This window comes from Daejeonella sp. (genome assembly GCF_036405355.1).
In the GTDB taxonomy this organism is placed as follows: Bacteria; Bacteroidota; Bacteroidia; order Sphingobacteriales; family Sphingobacteriaceae; genus Daejeonella.
On sequence record NZ_DASWXT010000105.1, the window covers coordinates 1 to 25,509 of the forward strand.

General features: G+C 38.3%; 20 protein-coding genes. 2 read left to right on the top strand and 18 right to left on the bottom strand.

All coding sequences use genetic code 11. The features are described 5' to 3' along the window. From VGE44_RS12790 to VGE44_RS12810, 5 genes are all read right to left on the bottom strand, one after another. Positions 1-1,358, bottom strand: a 1,358-nt coding sequence (locus VGE44_RS12790) for a hypothetical protein (RefSeq protein ID WP_331079655.1), incomplete at its 3' end; no start/stop codon positions are given. Next, on the bottom strand, positions 1,358-2,284 hold the full coding sequence (locus VGE44_RS12795) for a phosphoribosyltransferase-like protein (protein ID WP_331079657.1): 927 nt from the start codon (positions 2,282-2,284) through the stop codon (positions 1,358-1,360). The genes VGE44_RS12790 and VGE44_RS12795, both read right to left, overlap by 1 nt. Then, on the bottom strand, positions 2,281-3,075 hold the full coding sequence (locus VGE44_RS12800) for a thymidylate synthase (protein ID WP_331079659.1): 795 nt from the start codon (positions 3,073-3,075) through the stop codon (positions 2,281-2,283). Before VGE44_RS12800 ends, VGE44_RS12795 begins: the two co-directional genes overlap by 4 nt. 373 nt (positions 3,076-3,448) lie before the next feature. Then, positions 3,449-4,543, bottom strand: a complete 1,095-nt coding sequence (locus VGE44_RS12805; protein ID WP_331079661.1) for an aminoglycoside phosphotransferase family protein — start codon at positions 4,541-4,543, stop codon at positions 3,449-3,451. 51 nt (positions 4,544-4,594) lie between these two features. Then, positions 4,595-6,112: a M81 family metallopeptidase gene (locus VGE44_RS12810; RefSeq protein WP_331079664.1), complete on the bottom strand. Its 1,518-nt coding sequence runs from the start codon at positions 6,110-6,112 to the stop codon at positions 4,595-4,597. A 135-nt stretch (positions 6,113-6,247) separates the two neighbouring features. On the opposite strand from VGE44_RS12810, the gene VGE44_RS12815 reads away from it, so the two are divergent. Further along, positions 6,248-6,475: a hypothetical protein gene (locus VGE44_RS12815; protein ID WP_331079666.1), complete on the top strand. Its 228-nt coding sequence runs from the start codon at positions 6,248-6,250 to the stop codon at positions 6,473-6,475. Between the two features lie 612 nt (positions 6,476-7,087). On the opposite strand, the gene VGE44_RS12820 is transcribed toward VGE44_RS12815, so the two are convergent. From VGE44_RS12820 to VGE44_RS12835, 4 genes are all read right to left on the bottom strand, one after another. Continuing rightward, a complete protein-coding gene (locus VGE44_RS12820; protein ID WP_331079668.1) occupies positions 7,088-8,782 on the bottom strand; it encodes a sodium:solute symporter family protein in 1,695 nt (564 codons plus the stop codon). Positions 8,783-8,947: 165 nt separating this feature from the next. Then, complete coding sequence (locus tag VGE44_RS12825; RefSeq protein WP_331079670.1) at positions 8,948-9,844, bottom strand: dihydrodipicolinate synthase family protein; 897 nt, start codon at positions 9,842-9,844, stop codon at positions 8,948-8,950. A 425-nt stretch (positions 9,845-10,269) separates the two neighbouring features. Next, a complete protein-coding gene (locus VGE44_RS12830; protein ID WP_331079673.1) occupies positions 10,270-11,511 on the bottom strand; it encodes a dipeptidase in 1,242 nt (413 codons plus the stop codon). Positions 11,512-11,620: 109 nt separating this feature from the next. Beyond that, positions 11,621-13,018, bottom strand: a complete 1,398-nt coding sequence (locus VGE44_RS12835) for a twin-arginine translocation signal domain-containing protein (protein WP_331079675.1) — start codon at positions 13,016-13,018, stop codon at positions 11,621-11,623. Positions 13,019-13,650: 632 nt separating this feature from the next. On the opposite strand from VGE44_RS12835, the gene VGE44_RS12840 reads away from it, so the two are divergent. Then, positions 13,651-15,063, top strand: a complete 1,413-nt coding sequence (locus tag VGE44_RS12840; RefSeq protein ID WP_331079677.1) for a Gfo/Idh/MocA family protein — start codon at positions 13,651-13,653, stop codon at positions 15,061-15,063. A 148-nt stretch (positions 15,064-15,211) separates the two neighbouring features. Here the strand turns inward: VGE44_RS12840 and VGE44_RS12845 are convergent, their stop codons facing one another. The 9 genes from VGE44_RS12845 to VGE44_RS12885 form a co-directional block, all read right to left on the bottom strand. Then, positions 15,212-16,264: a hypothetical protein gene (locus tag VGE44_RS12845; RefSeq protein ID WP_331079679.1), complete on the bottom strand. Its 1,053-nt coding sequence runs from the start codon at positions 16,262-16,264 to the stop codon at positions 15,212-15,214. Between the two features lie 154 nt (positions 16,265-16,418). Further along, positions 16,419-17,225 carry an SGNH/GDSL hydrolase family protein gene (locus tag VGE44_RS12850; RefSeq protein ID WP_331079681.1) on the bottom strand — a complete coding sequence of 269 codons (807 nt, stop codon included), beginning with the start codon at positions 17,223-17,225 and terminating at the stop codon, positions 16,419-16,421. 53 nt (positions 17,226-17,278) lie between these two features. Next, positions 17,279-18,220 (bottom strand): hypothetical protein, encoded by a 942-nt coding sequence (locus VGE44_RS12855; protein ID WP_331079684.1) that lies wholly within the window; start codon positions 18,218-18,220, stop codon positions 17,279-17,281. A gap of 180 nt (positions 18,221-18,400) precedes the next feature. Next, a complete protein-coding gene (locus VGE44_RS12860) occupies positions 18,401-19,705 on the bottom strand; it encodes an aspartate aminotransferase family protein (RefSeq protein WP_331079686.1) in 1,305 nt (434 codons plus the stop codon). 19 nt (positions 19,706-19,724) lie between these two features. Beyond that, a complete protein-coding gene (locus VGE44_RS12865) occupies positions 19,725-22,331 on the bottom strand; it encodes a sodium:solute symporter family transporter (protein WP_331079688.1) in 2,607 nt (868 codons plus the stop codon). A gap of 37 nt (positions 22,332-22,368) precedes the next feature. Beyond that, positions 22,369-23,157, bottom strand: a complete 789-nt coding sequence (locus VGE44_RS12870; protein ID WP_331079690.1) for an SDR family NAD(P)-dependent oxidoreductase — start codon at positions 23,155-23,157, stop codon at positions 22,369-22,371. 23 nt (positions 23,158-23,180) lie between these two features. Continuing rightward, entirely contained in the window at positions 23,181-24,122 is a 942-nt protein-coding gene (locus tag VGE44_RS12875; RefSeq protein WP_331079693.1) for an aldo/keto reductase, read from the bottom strand. A gap of 230 nt (positions 24,123-24,352) precedes the next feature. Next, positions 24,353-25,177 carry an SMP-30/gluconolactonase/LRE family protein gene (locus VGE44_RS12880; RefSeq protein WP_331079694.1) on the bottom strand — a complete coding sequence of 275 codons (825 nt, stop codon included), beginning with the start codon at positions 25,175-25,177 and terminating at the stop codon, positions 24,353-24,355. A gap of 22 nt (positions 25,178-25,199) precedes the next feature. Then, positions 25,200-25,509 (bottom strand): RidA family protein (locus VGE44_RS12885; protein WP_331079696.1); only part of this gene is annotated, 310 nt, incomplete at its 5' end.

The window sequence follows — 25,509 nt, forward strand, 5'->3', positions numbered from 1 at the left end:
AATTCTAAAAAGCTTCGAATGACACCTGATGAAAGAGCTGAAAAAACTTTAAACCCGTGATATTTTTTTTCTACTTTGAGTTCGTGACAAAGAAGAAACAAAATTGCATTTTCCATGTTTTTTACCCAATCTCTATATTTGTCACTGTCTTTTATCTTATGCTCTACAAGCTTATGAGGTGCAACAGAATTTTTCCCCTTTCGTAGTAACAAAGCTAAATGCATTCGCATTAATATTGGCCTTACATTTGTAAGTTCATTAAAATAAGAATGAACTTCCTCCGCAGTATATGTTGAAGTTTTCTCGAACCCTTTTAAAAGGGCAAATATTCTATCTTTAATTTTTTGCAATTCGGGAGATTTTTGAAACATCTCCTCCTCGTAACTTTTGCTAAAACGCTTTAAATAAAAACGAATGTCAACATATTGAACATCAAAAGGCTTATTCAATTTCTCAAATACATCTTCTAACCTTTTTTTACAAATTTCCAATAGAAGATTATTGTAAGTTTCACTTTCGTGATACTCGTATTTATCTGTGCTAAGATGAATAAAATCATCCTTCGGCCTGATTTCTTGCCCTGTACCTGTTTTAAATGTTTGAATCCCTTTAGCCATGACCCCGTAGTCATACACAACATTATTATCGCTATGCTTTAAAAGTGTGTTTATTTCTACTTGTTGAGTTTCGTTTAATGATTCAAATTCATCAACAAAAATATGAAAGGTTTTATTTACAAAGGATTCGTGCTCCTTAATTGCAGAAATGAGAGTTTGAATTATTGTTCCTGCATTTAGCCCAATCGGCTTTGGCATTTCAGTATTATTCGAAAAATGCTCGATTTCTATTATTATTTCATCAAAAGCAACTTTAAGCTCTTCAAATGTATTACAGGTTTGAATATTCAGATTTTGGCTAACTAATTTGCAGACACCATGAATGTTGCTGTTTATAAATATGTTCTCCTTTATTAACGTTAGTAAAAAAAGAACAATTTCCTTTCCTATAATTACATTGAAATATGTGTTAAAGATTCCAGTCCAAATGGTTTCATCGATGTTTTTTTTGCCCATGCTCTTAACAAACCTGGTATCAACTTTATAATAAAACCCAATATGCTCGGACTCCTGAATAAATTGCAATATGCCTTGTCCGTTTGCTTTTGCCTCATGTAATTTTTGTTTCCAAGAATTACAAAGAAAAAACATGGTTTTACCTGTACCTCTACTGCCCTCGAATATTAATGGTCTCTCGCCCACATACTCCTTGAAAGGATTTTTAACAAAGTATTTCCAAGCCGAATCACCCATATATTCAGTCCGGAATTTTGAAAAGGGATTTATTATACTCTCTTTCATTAGGAATTCGATGTTTTTCTTTTCAATAAAATGGCCCAGCTATTACTTTTCTTCCAAAATATAGGTAAAGACCAATTAGGAAGCCTATCATGGAGAATTACAGCAAAATCGAGGTTTTTAAAGCCCAAGAAGCTTGCTCCCTTTTCCTTTTTCGTTTTTTCAAAATAATCAATAGCATTTTGCATTTCGTTGGTATCTTTATTCCAAATTATATTACTATCTGAAAAAACTCTATTTTTTTCAGTTAATAGGTCGCAAACGACAATCTTGAGTCCATCAATTTGGCTACTGTTAACGAGCTTAGTTACGTTTGCATCGTAACCTACAAGTACTAAATAATAGATAATGATTCCATGCCTCTTACAAATATCCCGAATTCTTAAAATTTCTTCAGACTTCCAAAATCGCTTTAATTGACTTCCTGAACCAATACAATCATCTACAAAAACCAAAATTTTATAGTTCTGAAGTTGCTCTTCAGTGATGTTCCAGTGAAAATCAACCTGAACTTCTGATATATCAATTTTGTGGACTAAATCACCAATTATGCCATTACCACTTTCAGATGGTTTCTTTGAATCAAGAAGCGGCACAAAAAAAGTAGACTGTTTTAATTGTTCAATTTTTGCTTCGGTAACACTTGCAGGCACATAGATATTTTGTTTCCTAATCATTTCTGATTTGACCATTTCACCATAAATAAGCTCATTCAAGCCATAATGCAGGAGTTTTTCCAAATCTCTCTTAGTGTAATAAACCGTATGCAAAAGTATTTTGGTTGCATAATAACGGCCTTCAATATCATTGGCGAAATTGTCATTTAGCCACTTATCAAGATTAGCATAGGTCAAATAGTCCCATTGTGCTTGACAAACTACTCGCAGCTGGTGCATTTTCTCATCTAGATATTGCTGATGCTCCGTCATACAGATATGTCTGCTTTTATTGCAGGATAGGGATTATAGTCAGATAAGATAAAGTCTTCATATTTGAAACCAAAAATGTCATTTACACTCTTATTGATTGTCATTTTGGGATATGGCCTAGGCTGCCGTGATAATTGTATTTCAACTTGCTTCAAGTGGTTATTATAAATGTGAGTATCACCAAATGAATGAACAAAATCTCCAGGATTCAATCCAGTTACTTGGGCAACCATTAAGGTCAATAAAGAAAATGATGCAATATTGAAAGGTACGCCTAAAAACATATCTGCACTTCTTTGATACATATGGCATGACAGTTTACCTTCTGCAACATAAAACTGGAAAAAGGCGTGGCATGCAGGCAATGACATTTTTTCAATATCAGCCACATTCCAAGCACTTACAATCATTCTTCTTGAATCCGGGTTCGATTTAATTTGATTAATAACCTGGGATATTTGATCTATATGTCTGCCATCAGGCGTTTCCCATTTTCTCCATTGGTATCCATAAATAGGGCCTAATTCTCCGTTTTTATCTGCCCACTCATCCCAAATTGTTACTCCGTGTTCATTTAAATATTTTATGTTTGTTTCGCCTTTAAGAAACCACAACAACTCATAAATTATAGATTTAAGGTGCATCTTTTTCGTTGTGATTAAAGGGAAGCCATCCGAAAGATCAAATCGAAGTTGATGGCCAAAAATGCTTTTTGTACCTGTGCCGGTTCTGTCAGATTTCTGTACTCCTTTTTCTAAAACAAATTTTAAGAGGATTTCATATTGATTCATGTTTTGAAAATTACATAACTATTTAGAAGATATTAATTGATATAAAGGCAGGCTTCTTTAACTATATGCTAATGTACCACTTATATACTTTGACACAACCCTATATATATATATTTAATAAGGGAACTGGTAATTATCTATTCTATTGCACCTCCGTCTGTAGTGCTTCCGACTGCCTAATAGAGTTAAACACAATGTTTCTTCGGATAATTCAATGAAATCCCATACATACGGGGGCAGACTTGTTTATGAAATAGCATCGGTAACCATTGAAAAACTGTCTGAACTGTGATTCTTGTAATTAAATGATTCATATGATTCAAGCGTAAAAATATCGCAATGGAAATCATAGCAATCAAATCTTCACCATTTGTTACTGATTCAAGTCATCAGACTCTTCTCCCTGATAGCTGGCAAGGAGAGCCTCCTTTTCAATCAATTTTTCCAGCAACTTTGCTTGATTGGCAGCTCGTACATAATTATGTCCCGGGTATTTAGCTCCATAGTAAATATCATTGTTGAGATGATCTGTAAGAAACCTCAATGCCTGCATGTAGATCATAAACTTGCCAGAGTAGAAGAAATATTTACTTTCTGATACTGTAAGTTCATTTTTCATTTCCTGGCAGTATCCTTTTACTATGGCTTTATAAAATTCATCTCGAATAGTTATGAGAGAAAAATCTTTCTCTTCCTCTGTTGTGGGTGACAGATAGGTTCGTATCATATCTCCGACATCACTAATAAAATACCCAGGCATTACTGTGTCTAAATCAATTACACATATTGCTTTTTCATTTTCGTTGAAAAGAACGTTACTTATTTTAGTGTCGTGGTGAGTAACTCGCTTTTTGAATTCAGTGTCGCGCGTTATTCTTTCATATTCTGATATGATATCTGTATAGGATAAAAGAGTTTGCACCAAACATCTTGCCTCTCTTAGTCGGCTCTTGTTCCCATTATCAATGGAGGTAAGAAATTGTTGATATCGTAAAGAGATGTCATGAAAAAACGGAATGGTTATAGTTAAATTGACGGAATCCATTCCTGCAAGCAGCCTGGTAAATTTACCAAACTGACGAGCGGCCTCATACGCTTGATTTGGAGTCTCAACAGCGTTTTTTGAATGTGAACCAGCAACAAATGGATAAATTCTAAAAAAACCTTTCCCATCCTCATAAATCATCTGCTTCCCGTTTTCGGAAGTAATTGGCCCTACGAAAGTATAGTCCGGATGATGTTCCTTCAAATAGCAAGCAATTAAACTTACATTATTTGCTATGTCTTCCGGTTGATTAAAGACAGTGCCATTAATTCTTTGAAGAATGTATTCTCTTTCGGGTGTAGTAACTTTCCATGTACTATTAATTAGGCCACTACCAAATACTTGTACTTCAACAGATTCCTCTTTTAACCCGTATTCATTAAGTATAGATTGGTATAAATTACTACAAGCTTGAATAGTCATGTTAATTGGTGGTTTTTGGAAAGAAAAGGATGGGTTTATCAGTTATTTGAATCAATTAAGGCTGGATTCGAACGGGAAAAGAGGCTTTCGACGATGGATATATTCGAAACTTGTCATGTCACACTGGGTTACACCTGGAGTATTAACCTGGTATATTGTTGGACATACCGGGCTGTATGCTGCTACAGGTGCAATTACACCTTTTGCAATTATAACGTCAAAGTCGGAGGGGGTAATGCCAAAATTCGTAAGTTGTTTGAGGCTAAACGGTGCAATCCGAATGGAAACAAGCATTATCATATTATTATTTTGTGTAGTCCCAATCATAACCTTACCCATATTATAGGTAACTTGCCCTCCATGACGTGGCAAATCCTCTTCAAATTGACCGTTATGAATTTCAAGTAAAGTGAACTCCGGAGTGTTAAAATTGGCACCTTGCTGATTAGTTCCGAATGAAAAAGGAAACCTATCCCCTTTTTGGTACGAGGAAGCAATAGCAACAGCCTCAGGATCGTAAATACATATAAAAGAATTATAGCGACCGTCATTCTCTAATGCTTCCAATAAGTGTGTACTATTCCCTGATGAACCAGCTCCGATATTATCACCCATATCTAATAGCAAAACAGGTTTTAAATCATTTGCTATTTTATCCAAATAGAATTGAATCTCTTTCTTATCACCCAGATAAAAGTTCCTTTTATTTATTAGATAACTATTCAGTTTCTTGGCTATTTCGACCCCCATATCTTGATTATCATCCGTGACGATAATGAACGAAGTTCCCATCTCCTCAACATCAGCGTAAGGGAATCCAAGCATCACGCTAATAGATAAAACACTTGGGTGTTCTTTAAAAGTTGATACAAAACGATAGAGATCAGCACAGGGTTCAGCCGAAGTATTCTGCTGCTCAATGCTAATTGCAAGTTGAGTTTGTTTTAAGACCTGAGTTGGATAAATCCTTTTATTAAGCGTGTCTAGTAACAAGTTGGCTGCGGTTATTCCCGTAGCCCGTTGATCAACATGGGGATTCGTTTGATAACTAATCAGAGCATTTGTACTGTTAATCATCATTTGACTCGCATTAGCATGGGGATCAAGTGTGCCGATGATGGGTACTTCTGACCCGAGTTTATTTCTTACCATTGATAGCCAATGACCATCCATATCCCGAAAGTCCTCAGATACTGCTGCTCCATGGGCAATGACTAAACACCCGTCAATTGGCAAAACTCTGTTCAACTCCTGCATCAACATTGCTGTTAGAGTGCTGTATGTTGTTGCTGAGATCATTCCGCCTGGCGTTGCTTCTGCGAACATTATTGGTATGATCTCGATTTCCTGATGCTCTAAAACGCTTAGCATACCCCCTATCTCATGAAAGGCATTTTTATATTCTTCGAGAATGGCAGATCCTTTTAACAAGTGACCATTTTCAAAATCTATTAATGTCGTTCTTTTATCTATAAACGTATTAGACTCATGATAAATGCCCAAGACTGCCACTCTTTTCAGTGTGCTTTTGGGCGTAATCGTATAGTTATTAGAAGAATCAGAAGTCATGCAATCAATAGCTTATCGTAATAAATTTACTGTGTTAACAAACATATATATTACATATTAATATAGCAAATATATGAGTTAATATGTCATACTTATTTATTAACTTTACTGTGAATAACAAAATAAATCTGAACAATGAGCACTAAAAGAAGAGAATTTTTAAAACTTACCGGACTTGCCGGACTGGGAGTAGCAGGAACTGGAATCCTTAATGGCTTCGCAAAAGGGGACGAAAAATCAAGTACTACTGAACTACCCCGGCAATTTCAGAAAAAGCGTTTTAATATAACGGGATATTGCGCCCCAATTCAATATATCTTTTTAGATGAGCCCTTCGTGATCACTAAAACACTCAATATCTAGTTGACGCGAATCTTTCCTCTTCTCATTCAATACAATATTTGCAAACTGGCCATGATCTGGAACACAGGCTTTTATCTCACCTTCAGATGCCACCCATCTGCCCAAACATAAAAAATGGCCACTATAGGGGGCTCCGTCCCAGATATTAAATGGCATCTGATCAAGCGTAAACCTGAAATTTAAAGGACTAATTCTACTACCCATAAGGATAAAACTGGTAATAGCCCCTTCCCATAGATCAATTTCTACCGAACATGTTGGATTTTTAAGTTGCCATATTTTTTCAGAACCCGGCAAGAAATTAGTTTGTGTCAAATTTAAATTGCTTTTAATACTATACAAGCCTTATTGATAGCCAAATCGACCCCGAGATCCTGATTATAATCAGTAACGAATTTTTAATTTAACTATACCAGCGTTTGTCAGGTTGGTTTCTGTCCAACTTAAACCGAACCGAATTAACTCACTAGGAGGATCTTAATTATAATTGAGTTTAATCGTTTAAATCCCTCATGACATACCGACCTCTCCAATAACCTATACATCTTTACAACCAAAGCTAATAGAGAGGGCAAAGATTAGTTTTTTTATTTTAAGTGTTTTAACAAAATATCAAAATTTAAGTTTGTCTTTTAAAATCATTTTCCTCATTCCCAGATGTATCAGGAATGAAATGAGTAAAACAATGCCACCAAAGATGGATATAATCATTCCTCTACTATCGCTCATTGATGAAAGAAAAAACAAACCAATCGCACACACAACTAAACTTACAATTATAACTCTTCCAGGGAACGTGTCGAATGCGCTTGGAGCTTCATCAGCCTCTAAAGCCTTAATAGAAGAAATACGTAATTCTTCTACAGCTTTCCACCCTTTATCAGTATTCTTTTTACCGAATCTTTCGATTACTATGAGCATTAAAATGGGACATAGAACTCCCACTAAAATATCAATATCATTACTTTGAATAGAAAGACCGAAGCGAAGAATGCCACCGAGAGCAAAACTTGTTAAGGCGACTATGAACATTTCTTTAAGGCCGATGCGACGACTGAACATTCCCCACAACGTTGGAGCTAACAAAGGTAACACCATTAAAGAGTTGATGGAGATTATTACTTCTTCAGCTCCACCCATGCTTGGAACAAGTAAAGCAACCATAATTAAGACCAATCCGAGTATGGCGGTTAAAATGCGTCCCGCTCTAATCAAGACTCTTCCTGATGCCACCGGGTTTAGTAACGGACGATAAAAGTCGTTAGTTAGAACACCTGCAAAGACATTCAGTTGCGAACTTACCGTACTTGCGGTGGCAGAGAACATTGCTGCAAACATAAGTCCTAAAACACCAACAGGCAAAACAGATTTAGCAGCCAAAATATATGCTTGCTCCGGATTAACATCAGGGTTTATCCCTCTGAAAATTAGCGGTGGTAAAAACCATAAAACTGGTGTTACCAAGTACATAATCCCAAAAATGTAGGCAGATTTTTTAGCATCGGAAGGGGATTTAACTGCTAAGTAACGTTGAACAAAAGCCCATTCTGCTCCAATCATAAAAAAATTAATGGTAACCCATCCCATTAAGAATAACCATCCATAGTCATTCGATGTAGGAGAAAAGAAATTTTTCGGAAGATTAACCATTAATTCACCAAAGTCATCAACTTTATCTATCATCAAGACAGCAACTAGGAAGACGACTAATGTCAGCAAGATAAATTGAACAACATCCGTCATGATAACAGCCCATAATCCCCCTATCATTGTATACACAATAACGATAGATCCAAAAAAAATAACAGCCCATGTAAGGGATAGGTTTCCAGTGGCAGAATTCCTAAAGAAGTTTCCCTCCTCCAAAGGGATCAAAGCTACCAAGATAATTGCTAGTGCATACAATGAAACAGCTACTGATAACATCTTTTTTAGTATCAATGTCCAGGTGTAAAAATGGAGTCCAACTTTTCCGAATCGTAAATTTATATATTCTGCAGGCGTGGTTACACCGAGTTGATTCCACTTACCTGCGACAAAATACCCTGCCAATAAAGAAGCGATCCCATAACACATATTAATAGTTATCGCTACAAATCCCATTTTGTATGCAATACCTCCCCAAACGACAAAAGTACCTGCCGAAAACATTGTCATAAAACCACTGATTCCACTAGCCCACCAAGGTGCTTGTCTCCCTGCAGCAAACATATCTTTTTGATTAGAAGTTCGTTTGGCAGATATGAAAGCAATGGCAAAAAGTCCTATTGTATATATTACTATTGTATAATAATCAAACCTTTCCATATATTATATTTTATATATTATAGTTAATTATATTAATCACCAATTAACAATCTGTGTTATATAGAACTGCTCTAATTCCCCTACGTGTACCATATAGCTGACCTTTTAGCGAACCGGAGTTTGTTTGTCTTTGTATATCAATGCCGATGATTTTATTTTCCTGGCTCACAGTAAAACATTTTCTTCTTGTAAATCTTTTAACATCAAGTCTAAATCTTGGTGAGCTTGCGCATCTAATTTTGGTAAAGGAGTCCTGACATGCAATGCATCTACGATACCTCTTTTTTTGAGGATATATTTCGTAAGTTCCATTCGATATATCATTTGTGCCATCAAGATCGGAAGACTCATACGATACAAATTTCTCGCTTGTTTTGCCTCCCCATTTTGATGTGCATTGTAAATGGCTACATGCAAATCAATGATTTCAGCTGCCGGAAATGCGCCTAAAGAACCTCGGTTTAGCTCATCAATTATAAATCGTGCACCAGCACCACCAAAAACTCCCAATAAATGCGGCATATCATGATTCAACAAAGCTGTAATCGTCGGGCCTGAAGGGAGGGTTTCCTCCTTGAAATATTTAATAGCTGAATTATCTTTTGATACAGCAATTAATTCTTCAGCATTCAGACCCGCTCCACTTGGAGCAGGAGCATTTTGAAGGACAATTACTCCGCCAGGTAATGCCGCAGCGACATCCTGAAAGAATGCCTTGTGTTTTTCAGTATCCTTTTCAAATTCTTTCGGAGCCATGAGCATGAAATGGTTAATACCAAATTTCATCACCTCCCTACCCAAAAGTATAGATTCGTCTTTACTGGAGGCGCCAATTCCGGCTACAATTGGAAATCGTCCATCAACTTCCGAAACAAGTAATTCTATCAATTCAATCCGTTCGTCGGATGTCAAATAGTTATATTCGCTTGCCAATCCCGGGAAAACAATGCCATGCACTCCGGCAGCAATTACGAACTGAATAACTTTTTTCTGTGCTTCCTTATCGATTTGGTTATCTTCAGTGAAACAGGTGGGTATTGCAGGTAAAATTCCTTTTAACATAATTTATTTTTTAAAGATCATTTATTAAAACCGGCCCTTTTTTCGAAGCCATTCTTTTTTCATGGGATGATAGAGTTACTTTGTCCTTGGGCCATATATTTTTCCAATAGAGAGATCGATTACACCCTCTTTTACCTTAAAACTTTGTGTTATATCGAATTTGAAAAAAATCGGTAGTATGTTACATGCCACCCTAAAACCAAGCAAACTTATTCAGCTCTTTTTTATTATCCCAGATTTTGAGTTACAACGCATCTCAGTGCCTATTCCAACAACAGAGAAGTATCGGTCTGGTGATTCTTGTGAATAGGCACTGGGCTACGTCGTTTTAAAGACTTCCATATACTTAAGAAAATTAAAAAGTTTAATAATTGACATAATTATCTTGCCTAATCGTTACCTCCGTGTTACTGCAATATGAGATATTATTTCCCTTCTGTCACAGTTCTTATCAGCCGAAGCCAGTTCAATCCCATAACCTTATCGATACGGGATTGTGAATAGCCTTGTGCTTTCAACGCTTTATACATTTCAGGGTAATCACTTGCATCTTTCATTTCCTTTGGAAGCGCAACACCCCCGTCAAAGTCTGATCCAAATGCAATATGATCTTCCCCAACCAGGCGGATTCCATAATCCACCACTTTTGCGAGTTGATCCACACCCATTTTATGATCTTCAGGTATTACACCGCGATATACATATGGCAGGCGCTTGGCAACCTCCTGGTCTGCATCTTCTATTGTCAAAAATGGCTTATCCGGCGCTACAGCACGTGTGTCGGATTGCGGCCTAGAATTTTCCCATTTATAATATTTAGGATCATTAAAGTAGCTCCCAAACTGAAGGCCAATTACTCCGCCTTTGGCAGCTATTTCCTTAGCTGCTTCATCAGAGATATTTCTCTTAATGTCAACAATCCCCCGAAAACCACCATGAGTGTATGCTATAGGGTGACTACTGGTGTTAGCGGCTTGTATAATTGCTTGCGATGAGGCGTGGGCTACATTAATTACCATACCGAGTCTGTTCATCTCTTCAATTATCTTCCGGCCTTTGTCATTAATGCCATCCCATAAACGCTTATCAGAACATGCATCAATAAAAGAATTGGTTCTGTTGTGAGCTGTGAGTTGAACTGACCTCAACCCCAAACGATAAAGGGCTCTCAGCAGTAGCAAATCCCCCTCCATATCGAAACCTCCTTCAAGGTCCAGAAATGCCGCCATCTTTCCGCGACTATTGATCTCCACAATTTCGGAAGCATTTCGTGCGAGTTCGATGGTGGTATTGTTCTTCTGTATCTGATCCAGTGCCAGCTCCACAACCCGAAATGTGTTCTTTACCTCAAAGTGTCCCGGGTAATAAGGCTCGGGTGTATATACAGAGAAAAACATGGCATTTATTTTTCCTTCCTTCATCCTTGGTAAATCTACCAGACCGTCAGAATATCGTTGCCCTATGTCAAGGCCTTCTATAAGCTGCCGGGACATTACATGTATGTGTCCATCCATTACAAAAGCAGGCTGACGAAGGGATCCGGAAGAGCTCAAGGATTCAAGCGGTCCATTTCCCGATAAAGGCACATTCGATACAGGTTTTGTTCCAAACACACTTTCGGCTATTGGTAAAAGAGCCAGCCCTTTAATTAATTCTCTACGTCTCATCCGATTTTAGTTTTTAAAAATTGAAAGCTCATTAAATCATCTCCTACTTTAAACTCATTTCCTTCAACCAATTTTTTAACTATTGAATATAAAATATTTACTTTTCGTCTCACTTTCCGTTAATAAACTCATACCCTTTCGGTGGCCAGAGGCCTATGCTTCGTTCGGTTGGCGGCCAGGGATTTGTAGGTCTATAATACTCATACCCCTCCGCAGAATAACTTATGTTTAAAAATGGCGTTTCCTTTATTGTACCTCCCTCATTGAGTGATCGGATTCCCATATCAATGATGCAACTGGTGAACAGGCTTCGCTCAAAAGGCACCGGTAACTTACCCGTATCAACGAAACTCTCAATATTTAAACACAGATAGCTCGTGTGGTATCGCCCAATGCTTGCATCAAGTAAAAATTCTGTGGACACAGTTTTACCGTCAGCCTGGGCAGCATAAGCAAAGCCTGCCCTATTTTCTAACCCATCTGGCCTGATAGGTTGTGTAAGTCCATTTAACATTAGAATTGCGCCCTTTGTACCATCATTGTATTGCACTTTTACCGCGTATGGCATTTTAACTAAATCACGTAGCGAACCGGGAACCTTTAATGAAATTCTATCATGCGCTGCTTCAACTAGTTTCCAGGATATTTCGCCCGAATCCATTGCAGCCCACACGTCATTGCCTTTCAGCGTCTGCACGCTGGCAACACCCGTTTCACCACCAGCCCTGCGTTCAAGCATCAACTGGAGCACTTCTGTTACATGGAAGCCCCACCCATCAAGAGTACCAGGTCCTATTGCCACAGCTTCAGTAATCTTTGTACCCAAAGGATGCTCCAGATCAGGAACACGCGAGGTATATGTCAGAGATGAACCTGTCATCATTGGAACATTTAATTCTTTTGCCCGATCATAAATCCATTTGCTGTCAAGCCAGCTGTAGGACAGGGCCTTGTCTGAATAGACCGGAACTGACTTATTGGAAGCATCAAATACTCTGAAAATCTGTTCTAAAGTATTCATGCGGGGATACATTTTTTCTCCTAAACGATTGTAGGCATAATCGCCATGCTCCCCAAAGTACACGACAGCATCAACAGCCAGTTTATCTCCTCCCAGCGTTAATGCCTCAGCAATAGTGGGATAAACAGTGGCGCCATTCATTTTGGCAATCTGAACACCGATATCATTGGCTCCTATTTGAGCAATATACACTGACGCTATCTTTATGTTCGGAGGAACTATCCTCTGATCTTGATCCATCGGGATTCCCAAAAAAAGTTTAGTACCTATCGAATCAGCATGCGAGAATTTAAAATAGACATTGCAGATAAAAGCAACTGTTTTCAGTCCATCAGGGTTGGTTAATTGTCCGGTAGCTTCTTCGAGAATAAAAGGATCATTACCCTTACTTCCAAAACTCAATCCGGGAACGAGTGTTAAGCCGGCTACAGCCATTGCCGACTTTTTAATAAAGTCTCTGCGACGATTACTTTTTCCTAATTTCATCATACTTTTTTTAAATTATTTACTGAGATTCAGGAGTTTATAACCCCATATTTATTAGCTTGCTATAAAATATCATAGCAAGTCGCATTCCTAAACAAACATGACGCAAATCAGGCGGATCATCATGAACAAATCCACATATCAGATAATTTGGATCTGCCGTCATAAATGATCCACCGCGTAGGATTACATTCAAAATTCGACATCGTCACGGTCAGATAAATCACGTATTCTGCGTTGCCCCATTGAACCTGAACCAATTTGTAATATTCCATTTTTCGGGGGATCAATATTCATAATTTTGTGTTTTTTAGATTTTTTATTTTATATAAATATGTCCTACATATATACAATATAAACGTAATAATTAAAAAATTGTAAAACAATCTTTTTAAAAAAAATATAAGGAAGAATTAGTGTATTGAGCTCAATACAAAATATCGTCTATTTGGTCGACTTTTTAAGTCTTTCAGATTTAGAGCTATATCAAGAATATCACGAAAGTTTAAACACTAGGCCAGGTTGTAATTTAAAACAGCTAGCGAAAAAAGCAATGAATGAATATAGAATAATATTTAATATGTAATACTTATTTATTATTTTTACTCATATCATAAAATCCAAATAAAACAATGAGCACCAAAAGAAGAGAATTTTTAAAACTTACCGGACTTGCTGGACTGGGAGTAGCAGGAACTGGAATCCTTAATGGCTTCGCAAAAGGGGACGAAAAATCAAGTACTACTGAACTACCCCGACAATTTCAGAAAAAGCGTTTTAACATGTCGGGATATTGCGCCCCAAAACTCGATACCGTAAGGGTGGGATTCATTGGTCTCGGTCGCCGTGGGCCAGGACATGCCATAGAAATCAGCAAAATTGAGGGAACTTCTATTGCAGCTCTGTGCGATATACGACCAGAGTTAGTTCATGCAACCAAAGAAAAAGTTTCTGATCACAATCCAACACTTTATTCGGGCGATGAAAATGCCTGGAAGAGGCTATGTGAGCAAAAGGATATTGACTTAGTATATGTTGCTACTCCATGGCATCTACATGCTCCTATGGCTTTATATGCAATGGAGCAAGGCAAACATGTTGCAATCGAAGTACCTGGAGTGATCACAATGGATGAATGCTGGCAACTGGTAGAAACCTCTGAACGAACCCGCAAACACTGCATGTACCTAGAGAACTGCTGCTACGATTTCTTTGAACTGCTAACCCTTAATATGGCAAGACAAAATTATTTTGGTGAGATTGTTCACGCTGAGGGGGCTTATATTCATGACCTACTCGAATTAAATTTCAATAAAAATTATTATTGGAACATGTGGCGTTTAAAGGAAAATATGCGAAAAGGCAACCTCTATCCAGGACATGGTTTAGGCCCTGTAGCTCAGATTCTAAACATTAACAGAGGAGACAAAATGAATTCTCTTGTATCAATGTCAAGCGATGATTTCATGATGGGTGCCAAGGCAAAAGAATTGGCTGCTACCGATGACTTTTTCAAACCATACGCAAATAAAACGTATAGGGGTAATATGAATACATCAATTATTCGCACAAATAATGGTAAGACAATCATGCTTCAACATGATGTGACATCTCCCAGGATTTATTCACGGCTCCATTTAATAAGTGGGACAAAGGGCGCCGCTCAGAAATATCCTCTTCCAGGACGTATTTCTACCGGTCACAGCGATTGGCTTTCAGAGAAAGAGATGAAGGCTATTGAATTAAAATATGAGCCTCAAATTGTTAAAAAAATCGGTGAGTTAGCCAAAAAAATTGGAGGTCATGACGGAATTGATTTTTTAATGAACTGGCGACTTATTGACTGCCTTCGAAATGGCTTACCTTTGGATATAGATGTTTACGACACAGCTGCATGGAGTGCGATTGGCCCTTTAAGCGAGAAATCTGTCGCAAAAGGATCCAGCCCGATTGAAATTCCTGATTTTACAAATGGTGCCTGGAAGACTAATAAGCCAGTGGATATATTGCTGGAGAAAGGTGGGAATACAAAGATCAAAATTTGACTTCAAAACCTTCCAAGATTTCCATAAACCGCGAAGTATCTATCTGAATGTCTCTGGCCAGCAGTTAGTGTCAGGAAAATTCCCCTAATCAAGTTTGAATCCGTGTGCTTGTATTAGGGGAATTTGTAGCATTCAAACTATAAAACCTTTAACTCAAGAACTGATCAAAGTTAAATTTTGTATTTATTTTTATCTTTTTACTGCTTATGTGATCGTCCAAACTAATGGAATTTCCCGCAATTCGAACTTCAGTAACCCCTTGAAAACCAGGAGGCGTTTTGTACAAAAATGATATATATTTTCTTGATCGAATTTCCCCTGCATCAATATAATCGCAGGCCCTTTCATCAAAAATCTTCCAGTTATTATCATTTATGATTTCTCGAAACGGTTTATGAATACCTGTGGTGCCAAACTCGATTCCCCGGTATCTAATCTTTCCTTCGTGCCAATCTTGCCAAAGATTAAGCCAGGCGTAGTCCTTTCGCTCCCATATATACCCAATTAAAGTATTGCTTGTTGGTGAAAATGCAATAACCCAACCTACTTTTGACTCCTTATTGATAATATAAGAAAAAACCGAAGAATACGGATTCTCGGTTTTACTGAGATCTAGTGTTGCCATATCCTTACATAATCCGTACGGCCATTTTGAAATATATCTCTCCGGGTCGTGACTGAAACTACTATCGAAGCCTAAGTCTGCATTTGCATTGATAATTGTGAATCTATCTAAAAATGGGCTTGCAAGTGTTGGATGCTGTACCATATTGTATAATCTTCCAAGTGCAGTTGTATTACAGACTTCTTCAGTTACTACAAAAACGGCTGCATTAGAGTCCAGTTCAATATATCTTTTTAGATGAAGCCCTTCGAGCTCACTAAAACAATCAATATCTAGTTGACGCGAATCTTTCCTCTTCTCGTTCCATACAATATTTGCAAACTGGCCATGATCTGGAATACCGGCTTTTATCTCACCTTCAGATGGTCGCCCCCATCTGCCCAAACATAAAAAATGGCCCCTATAAGGGGCTCCGTCCCTGTTATTTAATGGCATCTGTTCAAGCGTAAACCTGAAATTTAAAGGATTAATTCTACTACCCCTAAGGATAAAGCTGGTAATAGCCCCTCCCCACAGATCAATTTCTACCGAACATACCTTATTTTTAAGTCGCCTTATTTTTTCAGAACCCGGCAATAATTGTGTTTGTATCAAAACTAAATTGCTTTAAGTCTACGATCTCTATTGATAACCAAATCAACATCTATAGATCAGCCCATTCCAATAGCGGGCATTTTTCTAGAACAATGCATCCCAACTTACTAAGATCAACAAATCCCTAGTGACCATTTTAGCGTTTGCATGTTGGTGCCTTAGGATCGAAAATGGATAATTTCTTAAACATCAATTGAGCTATTTCCTGATGCCCTTTACCATTTGGGTGTAGAGGATCATCTAACCAATTCATTAATACATTTGCTTCGGGTTTATTTAGCAAAGTATCCTGCCAGTAAGTCCAATTATCAACCAATATTACCTTCCTCTTTTTAGCCAAATTCTGAATGACTTTGATATATTCAGGCAGCTTCGCCCGAGATGGATAAGGTGAATCTACTTTGTTAACACCATTAGGAGTATGTAAAATCGGAATTGCCCCAATTCCTCTTATCATCACTATTATGGAATCCAAATTTCGCTCAAAAACATCCACGGAGATTGTCTTACTTGAGCAATCATTAGTTCCTATCATAAGTGAAACTACTGACGGTCTCCATGCTTTTACCCTCCAATCAAAATCATCAAGAATGCTTTGAGTGGTATTGCCACTGATTCCAGTATTGATGATAGCATCTCTGCGACGGGATAACTCCCATCGAATTCTCTCTTCAAAAACTTCCGGATAAGATCTTAACCCATGCGTATGATGAGCTCCCTGGGTAATACTGTCTCCGGTAAATACCCAAATTAAGGGGTCTTTTTGTTTTAAAAGAGCGGTAACACGGTCCAGATCAGGAACATCCAACTCTGAAGACAAAAAGAGGGTAGATGATCCCATAGTTGGTTTCCCATTTACCGCAAATGATGAAAAAGCAAAAGGAATGGCCGTCAAAAACGATTTTCTAATAAATCCTCTCCGTGTTACTGTTTTTATTTGCATAATATCTTTAATTAAGAATCTTTTATCCCTTCAAAATTAATTCGTTCCAGTTTTCAGCGTACGAACCAACGCATTGCATAACGCTCATCACTGCGGCGGAACTTCAAAGTATATGGGTCTACAAGCCACCGGGCTACATGGCCGTCGGAGCGAACCATCAGCCAGCCAAAATCCCACTCTTCGCTGTTGTAACGCAAAGGAATAGCTGGCTTTACCCGCACTAGGGGGTGCGATGCCGCTATGAATTGTTTAAGCTCAGTATAATAATAACAGGAGCCAACATGAACAAAGATTTCATGTTGCGTAACTGTTGTAGGATCAACACATAAATCTCCACACAAGCCACTTATACCAACCTTCACCTCTCGTCCAACTGCGAAGGCCTCAGCAAGTGCATCAATTGAACCTGATAAAACTTCGCTATCGGCATTATGAGAATAAACCTCCTCCCAATCGTCGCGCACCCAAAATTTATACGTTTCAAAATCATACACGAAATTACTACTTGGAGCATTCGTTCCTGAATCCCAACTGTCGAATTGGTGATACTTGGTCATATCGCTATGATCATCAAGTGGAGATTTCCCTATCTTCCCTTGGGCTGGTTCGCCGTCCAGGTAGGGACGAGCAATGGCCTGCTCAGCGTTTTGATTGTACAAGAAAAATGACATAGATGGACGCTGACCAAAACCATTTGGAATTACAATAGGCTGGCGAAGATTGATGATACCAGCAACCCAGCGATCCTCTAATAAATAAGTTATCCGAAAATCAGCAACTTCTTTAATAAGTTCCGTATTATTCGATTTAGTATCGATATGCTCGTTATGACGAAATTCAGTGTAAATACGCATATCCGCACCACCACGAATGGCCGCCGCAAGCGCTTCTGTGCTCCCCGAGACCGGTTGCCGCTCACCATCCAATATTAGGACACATTTCCAGCCGCTCTTTGCACCAAATTTGCTGCTATTTTGTGAAGGATCAATATTCATAAGATTGTATTTTTTTAGATTTTGTATAAGACCGGAAATTCAAAGGATTAACTTGATCCACCTTTTAGGGTGAAATTTGCGATAGCTCGTCTCCATAAATCCATTACAGCCGAGCATGTCCGGATTTTTGAATCATTTTATTTCCATAGAGATCCGGCAAGCAATTAGTCAGTGTTAAATTTAGATCACATTAAATACTTTACGAGCCTTATTGATTGCATAGTCAATATCCTCTTCGGTGTGAGATGCACTGATATACCATAAGCCCCTTCCAATGACTCGAACCCCTTCATCGTGCATACCAGAAATAAATTTTCCTAATTTTTGTTTATCACCATCAAGTGTGTCCCTGAAGTCCCTTACTTTCTCTTTCTTTGAGAAACTGATGTTAAACATTGGCCCCATGCCCTGAACCAGCAGATCATGTCCACTTTCAATTGCCGCACTGCGCAGCCCTTGCATTAATTTTGTACCATAATGAAGCATTCGATCGTAAGGTAGGTGTTCTTCCAGTACCTCAATAGTTGCTAAGGCTGCTGCAACCGTAGCATTGCTGGAGTTCATTGTTCCGGCGTGGATCACTCTTCCCTGTTCAATCACAGCCATCCACTCGTTTTTCCCAACTATTGCACTAATTGGATATCCGCTTGCCATTGCTTTACCGAATATGGAAAGATCCGGAGTAATACCGAAATACCGCTGGGCTCCACCAATTGAAAGACGGAATCCGGTAATCACTTCATCAAAAATAAGTGCAATTTCGTATTGGTCACATATATCCCTTAATCCCTGAAGGAAACCATTTTCAGGAGGGATGCAACCGTTATTGCACATAACCGGTTCTGTAATGATAGCAGCGATATTCTTGTGTTCGCGCTCCACAGTATTTTTCACCAGTTCTAAGTCGTTCCAGGGCAGAGTGATAAACTCCTCTTTGGACTGTATAGGTAAGCCCTCAGACCAAGGGTATACTCTGGGTTGCTCCCGGCTTCCCAAAGATTCACCTGGCGGGGTCGATATTCCCCAGCAAACATTATCCATCCATCCATGATAATGACCCTCGAAACGTAAAAATTTTTGCTTTCCTGTCTTCGCACGTGCAATCCTGAAAGCAGTTTGGACTGCTTCGGAACCATCCAAACAGAAACGCATGGATTCTGCAGATGGGATTAGGGAATTTAGTTTTTCGGCAAGAAGAATCTCCTTAATATGTTGTCCGGCGAAAAGTTGGCCTTTCTCCGAATATTCATGAACTGACTTCAAGACGTGAGGATGAGAATGCCCCAGAATAAGAGGTCCTTGGCTTAGGGTAAAGTCCAGGTATTCATTTCCGTCTACATCGTAAACTCTGCTTCCAGTTCCATGTGTATAAAAGATGGCATGAGGTTGATTATATTTTCTAAATTCCGAAGAGACTCCACCTGCTAAAACTTTTTTCGCTCTTGCTAATAGGGATGCGGACTCTGTATAACATCTGCTTTTCATAAATATCTTTAATTGTGCTTTAAGAGGTTTTTTTGTTTGAATCTTTTTTGTTTAATGTTAAGTAAGTAAGGCCATTTATATCCTTTGTTTGGCGTCCAAAAAGGCTGACTAAATAGCCTGAAATTACTGTCGCTATCACACTAATTGCACCATATAAATACACACTGATTACAGTGTAGTTTTTTGTCATCCAAACAGCAAATACTCCAATTACGATCCCCCAAATAACGCCCCGGGCGTTTGCCCTTTTTGTAAAAATTCCCAATATGAAAACTCCAGCTAAAGTTCCACCAACGATGCCCAGGATCTCCTGAAACAGGTTAAATATAAATTCGATATTAAAAATTGCGATAAGCAAAGCGCATACGATCCCGAACACCCCGCCTGCAACCGTTACAAGCTTAGCTACGAAAAGGGTGTCTCTATCACTGTGGGGGTTGAAGCGGGCATGTATATCAGTGACATAGGCTGCTGAAATACTATTCATACCAGCGCTGAGCGTGGACTGGCTGGCTGCAAAAATCCCGGCTATAATCAATCCTGCTATTCCAACCGGAAGTTCCTGAACCACGAAATAAGGTAAGACTTCTCCTACCTGCTCCGATGGGATAACCATAGGGTTATTATTATAGAAAACATAAAGGACCGTTCCAATTCCGAAGAATATTGGTATAGTGGGAAGTGTAAATAATGCATTTATCCACAAGCTCTTGGCTACAGCCCGCTCATCTTTTACCGTGTAATATCTTTGTATAATACTTTGATCGGACGTGTATGGAATTAGATTTAAAAAGAAGAACCCAACAATAGCTACCCAAAGAACCAATCGGTCTGGTTCCCATCCTAAGTGGACCAGCGTAAATTTCTGATCCTCCATTCCCTTTGAAATTACACCAATAATACCGCCATCTATTTTCGCAATGGCTACAATAAGACATAAAACAGCACCTCCTGTTAAGATTACAACCTGCACAACATCTGTCCAAACTACTGCTTCCATTCCACCCATAACAGTATAAAGGATACAAATTATGCCCATAATTGATATGATGAGATAAATATTAATACCAGTCACTGAACAAATGGCAATTGCTGGAAGGAATAAAACCACACCCATTCTGCACAGTTGAAATAAAATGAATGAAAGGCTTCCGATTATACGAATATTCGAATTGAACCTGTACTCCAGATATTCATAAGCCGAAGTAATGCTCAGTCTTCTGAAAAAAGGAACATAAAATTTAACTACTATGGGAATTGTGAATAAAACAATGACAGTACCAATTGCAAGTGCCCAGTCAGTAGCATATACTATTGCCGGTAGCGCCATAAAGCTAATCGCACTAAACTGTGCTCCATAGATGCTCAAACCTGCTGCCCACCAGGGGATTTTACCGCTTGCAGTAAAGAAGTTCTTTGTAGTTTGCTCTTGCTTATCAAATAAGAATCCCATCCATAACATAAAGCCCAGATAGGTAATCAAAATTGCCCAATTAATCCAACCAAAACTCAAATTTTTAGAAAGAGCAAAAACCTCTGAAGATGTACTTCCCATCCCCTTCTCTCCGTTAGGCATGACCCACTTTTGGCCCCATTTTACACTGGTTAACTTTATCCTAGAATCTGTCTGAGGTAACCCTCCGAATTTTAGCCATGAGTTACTTGCTAAATGATATGCAAGGAGGGTCGTATCCAATTCAGAAAAAGCCTCGGGGCTCTTTTGGGTTGATGTACTTCTATTAAGCCCCCCGGGAAACAGAATGTGGTCAGACCCCATGATTGGTGCCGGACTAGCTCCCCCTGCCACACCTCTTGGCATATCTGTCAGCTTTTTCCATTTACCACCTTTTAAATGTCGCCCCTCAAATTGCGGCGCAAACATATAGGCGTCTTGAAGAATGTTTAATTGGTTCCCTTCATCTGGTTTGACAACACTTTGGATACCACTAAAAAGAAAAAAGCTGTCCTTGAGAGAAGCGCTTACAGCTTGCATCCTTCCGGGTCCAGGCCAAGCATCCAGTAACACCCAATGCTGATCAGATGGTTCATCGGCCAAATTCAAGGCTAAGAAATACTTCCCTGGTGTATCATCCGGCTGCCTGTTTCCGCCTGCGATAAACAAAACATCTCCTACCAATGCACCTGTCATATTTGCAAGTGGGAAAGGAAGTGGAGCGAGAGTTTTTATACCTATCTTCCCTTTCTGATAAGAAAGTGTATAGACTTCAGGATAGTGTTTTTCCCCATCACTGCCTCCTACAAGGATAATATTATCCTTATAAGTAAAGGAAGCACCATATGCCAAAGGTCTAACAAGTTTTTGTTCACTTGTTATCCAGGAGGCCGCATTTTCTTCCAATACATAAATTTTGTCAGACCATTTTCTTAAATCATTAAGACCATGGTTCTTGTCTGCAAAATTTGCTCCGCCCATACATATTAAAGCATCATTACTGACGCCGGCAAACATACCTGAAAACCCCTTTGTATCAGGAATGGGTGGTAGTCTTTCCCATTTCAACTGGTCTTGAATCTGGCCAAATGCAAGAATTGGGCTTATACAAAAAATGATAGTTATGAAGATTAAAATTAATTCTTTGCTTGTCGAAAAATAGACCTTTTGCATATTATAAGTTTTTAATAATTAGGGCATTGTTTATCTACTACCAACTCGTCCAACCACCATCAACCAGAAGATTGTGTCCTGTGACAAAAGCAGAGGCATCAGAAGCCAGGAAAATCACAGGACCTTTAATATCATCATCACCAGCAAACCTACCCAAGGGAGTTAGTCGCTTATAATTTTCTACGAACTCATCATTTCCAATGATTTCATTAACTCCGGGGCCATAACCACCAGGGCTGATGCAATTTGCCCGAATATTAAACTTACCATAGTAATTAGCGATCCATTTAGTAAAACCAACCATAGCCCATTTATCATAAGTATAGTTTATTGGGCTGGTCATCCCCGTATTTCCATAAACAGGAAAATTAGGCCCTACAGTTCCCTGGATAGAACCTATATTAATGATATTTCCAGATCTTTGTTTTCTCATTAGCTTTATTACTGCTTGTGTTAGAAGCATCATACCCGTAGAATTAATAGTTTGAGCTGTCTCCCATTCATTCTTACTGATATCTTCTAAATCTTTGAACCCTTCCCTTGATACCGCGTTATTAACCAGAATATCAATCTTGCCATATTCATCATTGATCCTGGTTGTAAATTCAAGTATTGATTGTTCATCAGCCAGATCTAAAAACATACCTTCAGCTTTTAAATTTTGTGATTTAATTGCTTCGGCATACTCTTTACATTTTGATTCGTCTCTCGAAGCAATGATAACAATTGCCCCGGCCTCAGCCAGAGCAATTGAAATGGGTTTTCCAAACAAGCCGGCACCACCGGTTACTATTGCAACTTTATTATCCAGTCTAAAGGTTTTCATAGGAATAAATTAACTTGTGTAAATTATGATATCCAAAGCCCGGGTGTTATAATCTCACTGGGCATGTTATTAAATAAAGATTCTATTGATTGTCTAACTTCAAAAGGGATTTTTCTAACAAATAATAACTTTACATTTTCTTGTACCTGAAGTTCTGTTGTTGCTCCAAAAACAATACTGGTAACTTCTTCTAAATCCCTGACATATGAAAAAGCAAGTTCTGCGATGCTCATACCCGCCTGTTTAGCCAGATCCTGCAAGGCAAGAATATAAGGTCTTGCATTTACCAGATTACCTTTTAGTTCATCAGGTGATAAGAAAAACAGCCCCTGCAGATAAACACTTCTTGCAAAAACGATTTTGTTTTCCTGTTGCATTTGTTTAAGCATTCCATTTTGAATGATTCTTTGATCAAATACATTAACAGGAACCTGATATGCTTCAAACAAGGGATGTTCTAAAAATATTTCCTCTTCATAGGGATTATATATTGAAATCCCTGCCAAATCAATGAGTCCATCATTTTTAAGGTCTTCAAAAATAACAGGCAAGATTTCCATCAAAATGTCCATGTTCTGACCATTTGCTTTATGAAACAAGCAAATAGGAATCTGCTTTAAGTTCAAAAAATAACATGAAGATCTTATGCTTTCATAAACTTGCTTTCTGGCAGTTTCTAAGTTGACAAGATTATCGTCTTTAATCCCAAACTTAGTTATCAGATTAGTTTTGGGTTTATTTTCATCATGACTCAAGAAGTTTCCAATCAGTGATTCAGCATCCCCATATATCCTCGCGGTATCAAAGGTATTAATGCCCAAACTCAGTGCGGTTGAGAATATCTCAAAGCTTTTTTCTTTTACAGGTTTCCCCTCCGCATTAGAGATTCCATAATCCTGTCCAAGAGCCACAGTACCTAGTGTCAATTTAGGGATACTATATCCCTTTATTTCGGTATAATTCATTAATTAATATTTAATTGCAATGGACATCACTTCTGAAATCGTGTTTTAACTCTCTTCTGATATAAGTATAGAGACGACACCTTTGAAGAAATGCCTTGCTCTCTCCCTGAAAAGGAAGCTATTCGCAGAAATTCTTATAAAATGTGTGATTTAAAATCAATATCTATCTTCATCATTTCATATCAGAGGTCTTCCATTATAATATCTAGTTAAATTTTTAGAAATTAAAACTAAAAGCTAATCTTAAAAAGACATCCTGGGCCCGGCTCTCCAAATCCACCCGTTACGACTAATGTATTATCATCCAAAAAACAAAGGTTGCTAGTTAACGGCATTCCAGTATCCATCGTTGCCAAATGCTTTCCTGCATCAGAAATTAATTGAATAGCTTGCATACCATAATGAGCTACCAGTAATTCGCCTCTATTATTCAAAGCCAATCCATCTGGAAGATTATCTATTTCATTACCTGAAGGATTTACAGGTAACCTCACAAAAACCTTAGGACTCTCACCTGTTAAACCCGGTGCTTTTAATACCAATTTCAGAATTCGGTTTTCATAACTTTCGGCCACATAAAGGCAATCTTCATCAGCTGACAATACTAATCCATTGGGATAATCAAGACCATCGACTACAATTTTTTGTTCCCCGTTTATTCCAAAAAAACACACCTTCCCTTTATGTCTTATCGAATCTGTGAAATAAAGGTTCCCCATTTGGTCTTTAATCAGGTCATTTGGAGAATAAATTGGAAAATCCGCACAATAGCCTTCAATCTCATTCTTCAAAAACTTCCCATACCTGCTGAATCTCCTGACTGATGCCAGCATGCTGTCGCAAACTAAATGATCTCCTCCGGGTAAAATGATTTGCCCGTTGGGACATACTGACTTCGCCCATTCAGAAATTTCATTGCGATTGTTTATTTTTAAAATACTGCCACCGTGGAGAGTGGTACAAAAAAAATTCCCTATTCCATCAGCAACAGGCCCTTCAGTATAAAATGGCAAGTCTGCAATCTTCTCTATGAAAGAACTTCTATTTAATTTCACGAATTTAAATTCTAATACTTTGCTAATGCTTTCCCAAATGGGCAACAACGTCTACCTCAAATTTCAGCAATGTACCAAGGCAACCAATTAGAGTGGTTCTTGCAGGATAGGGTTCTTTGAAATACTCTTTGTAAATAGTGTTAAATTCCGACAGATATTCTTGTTTACCTACATAATTCCGCACCTGAACTACATCATCAAATCCAAGACCTGCCGCTTCAAGTATTACCTTAAGATTATCAAAGGATCTCCTACATTCTTCTTCGAATGTTCCTACTACTATTTTGCCTTCCTTATCAACCGAGGCTTGTCCCGAAACAAAGACATAATCA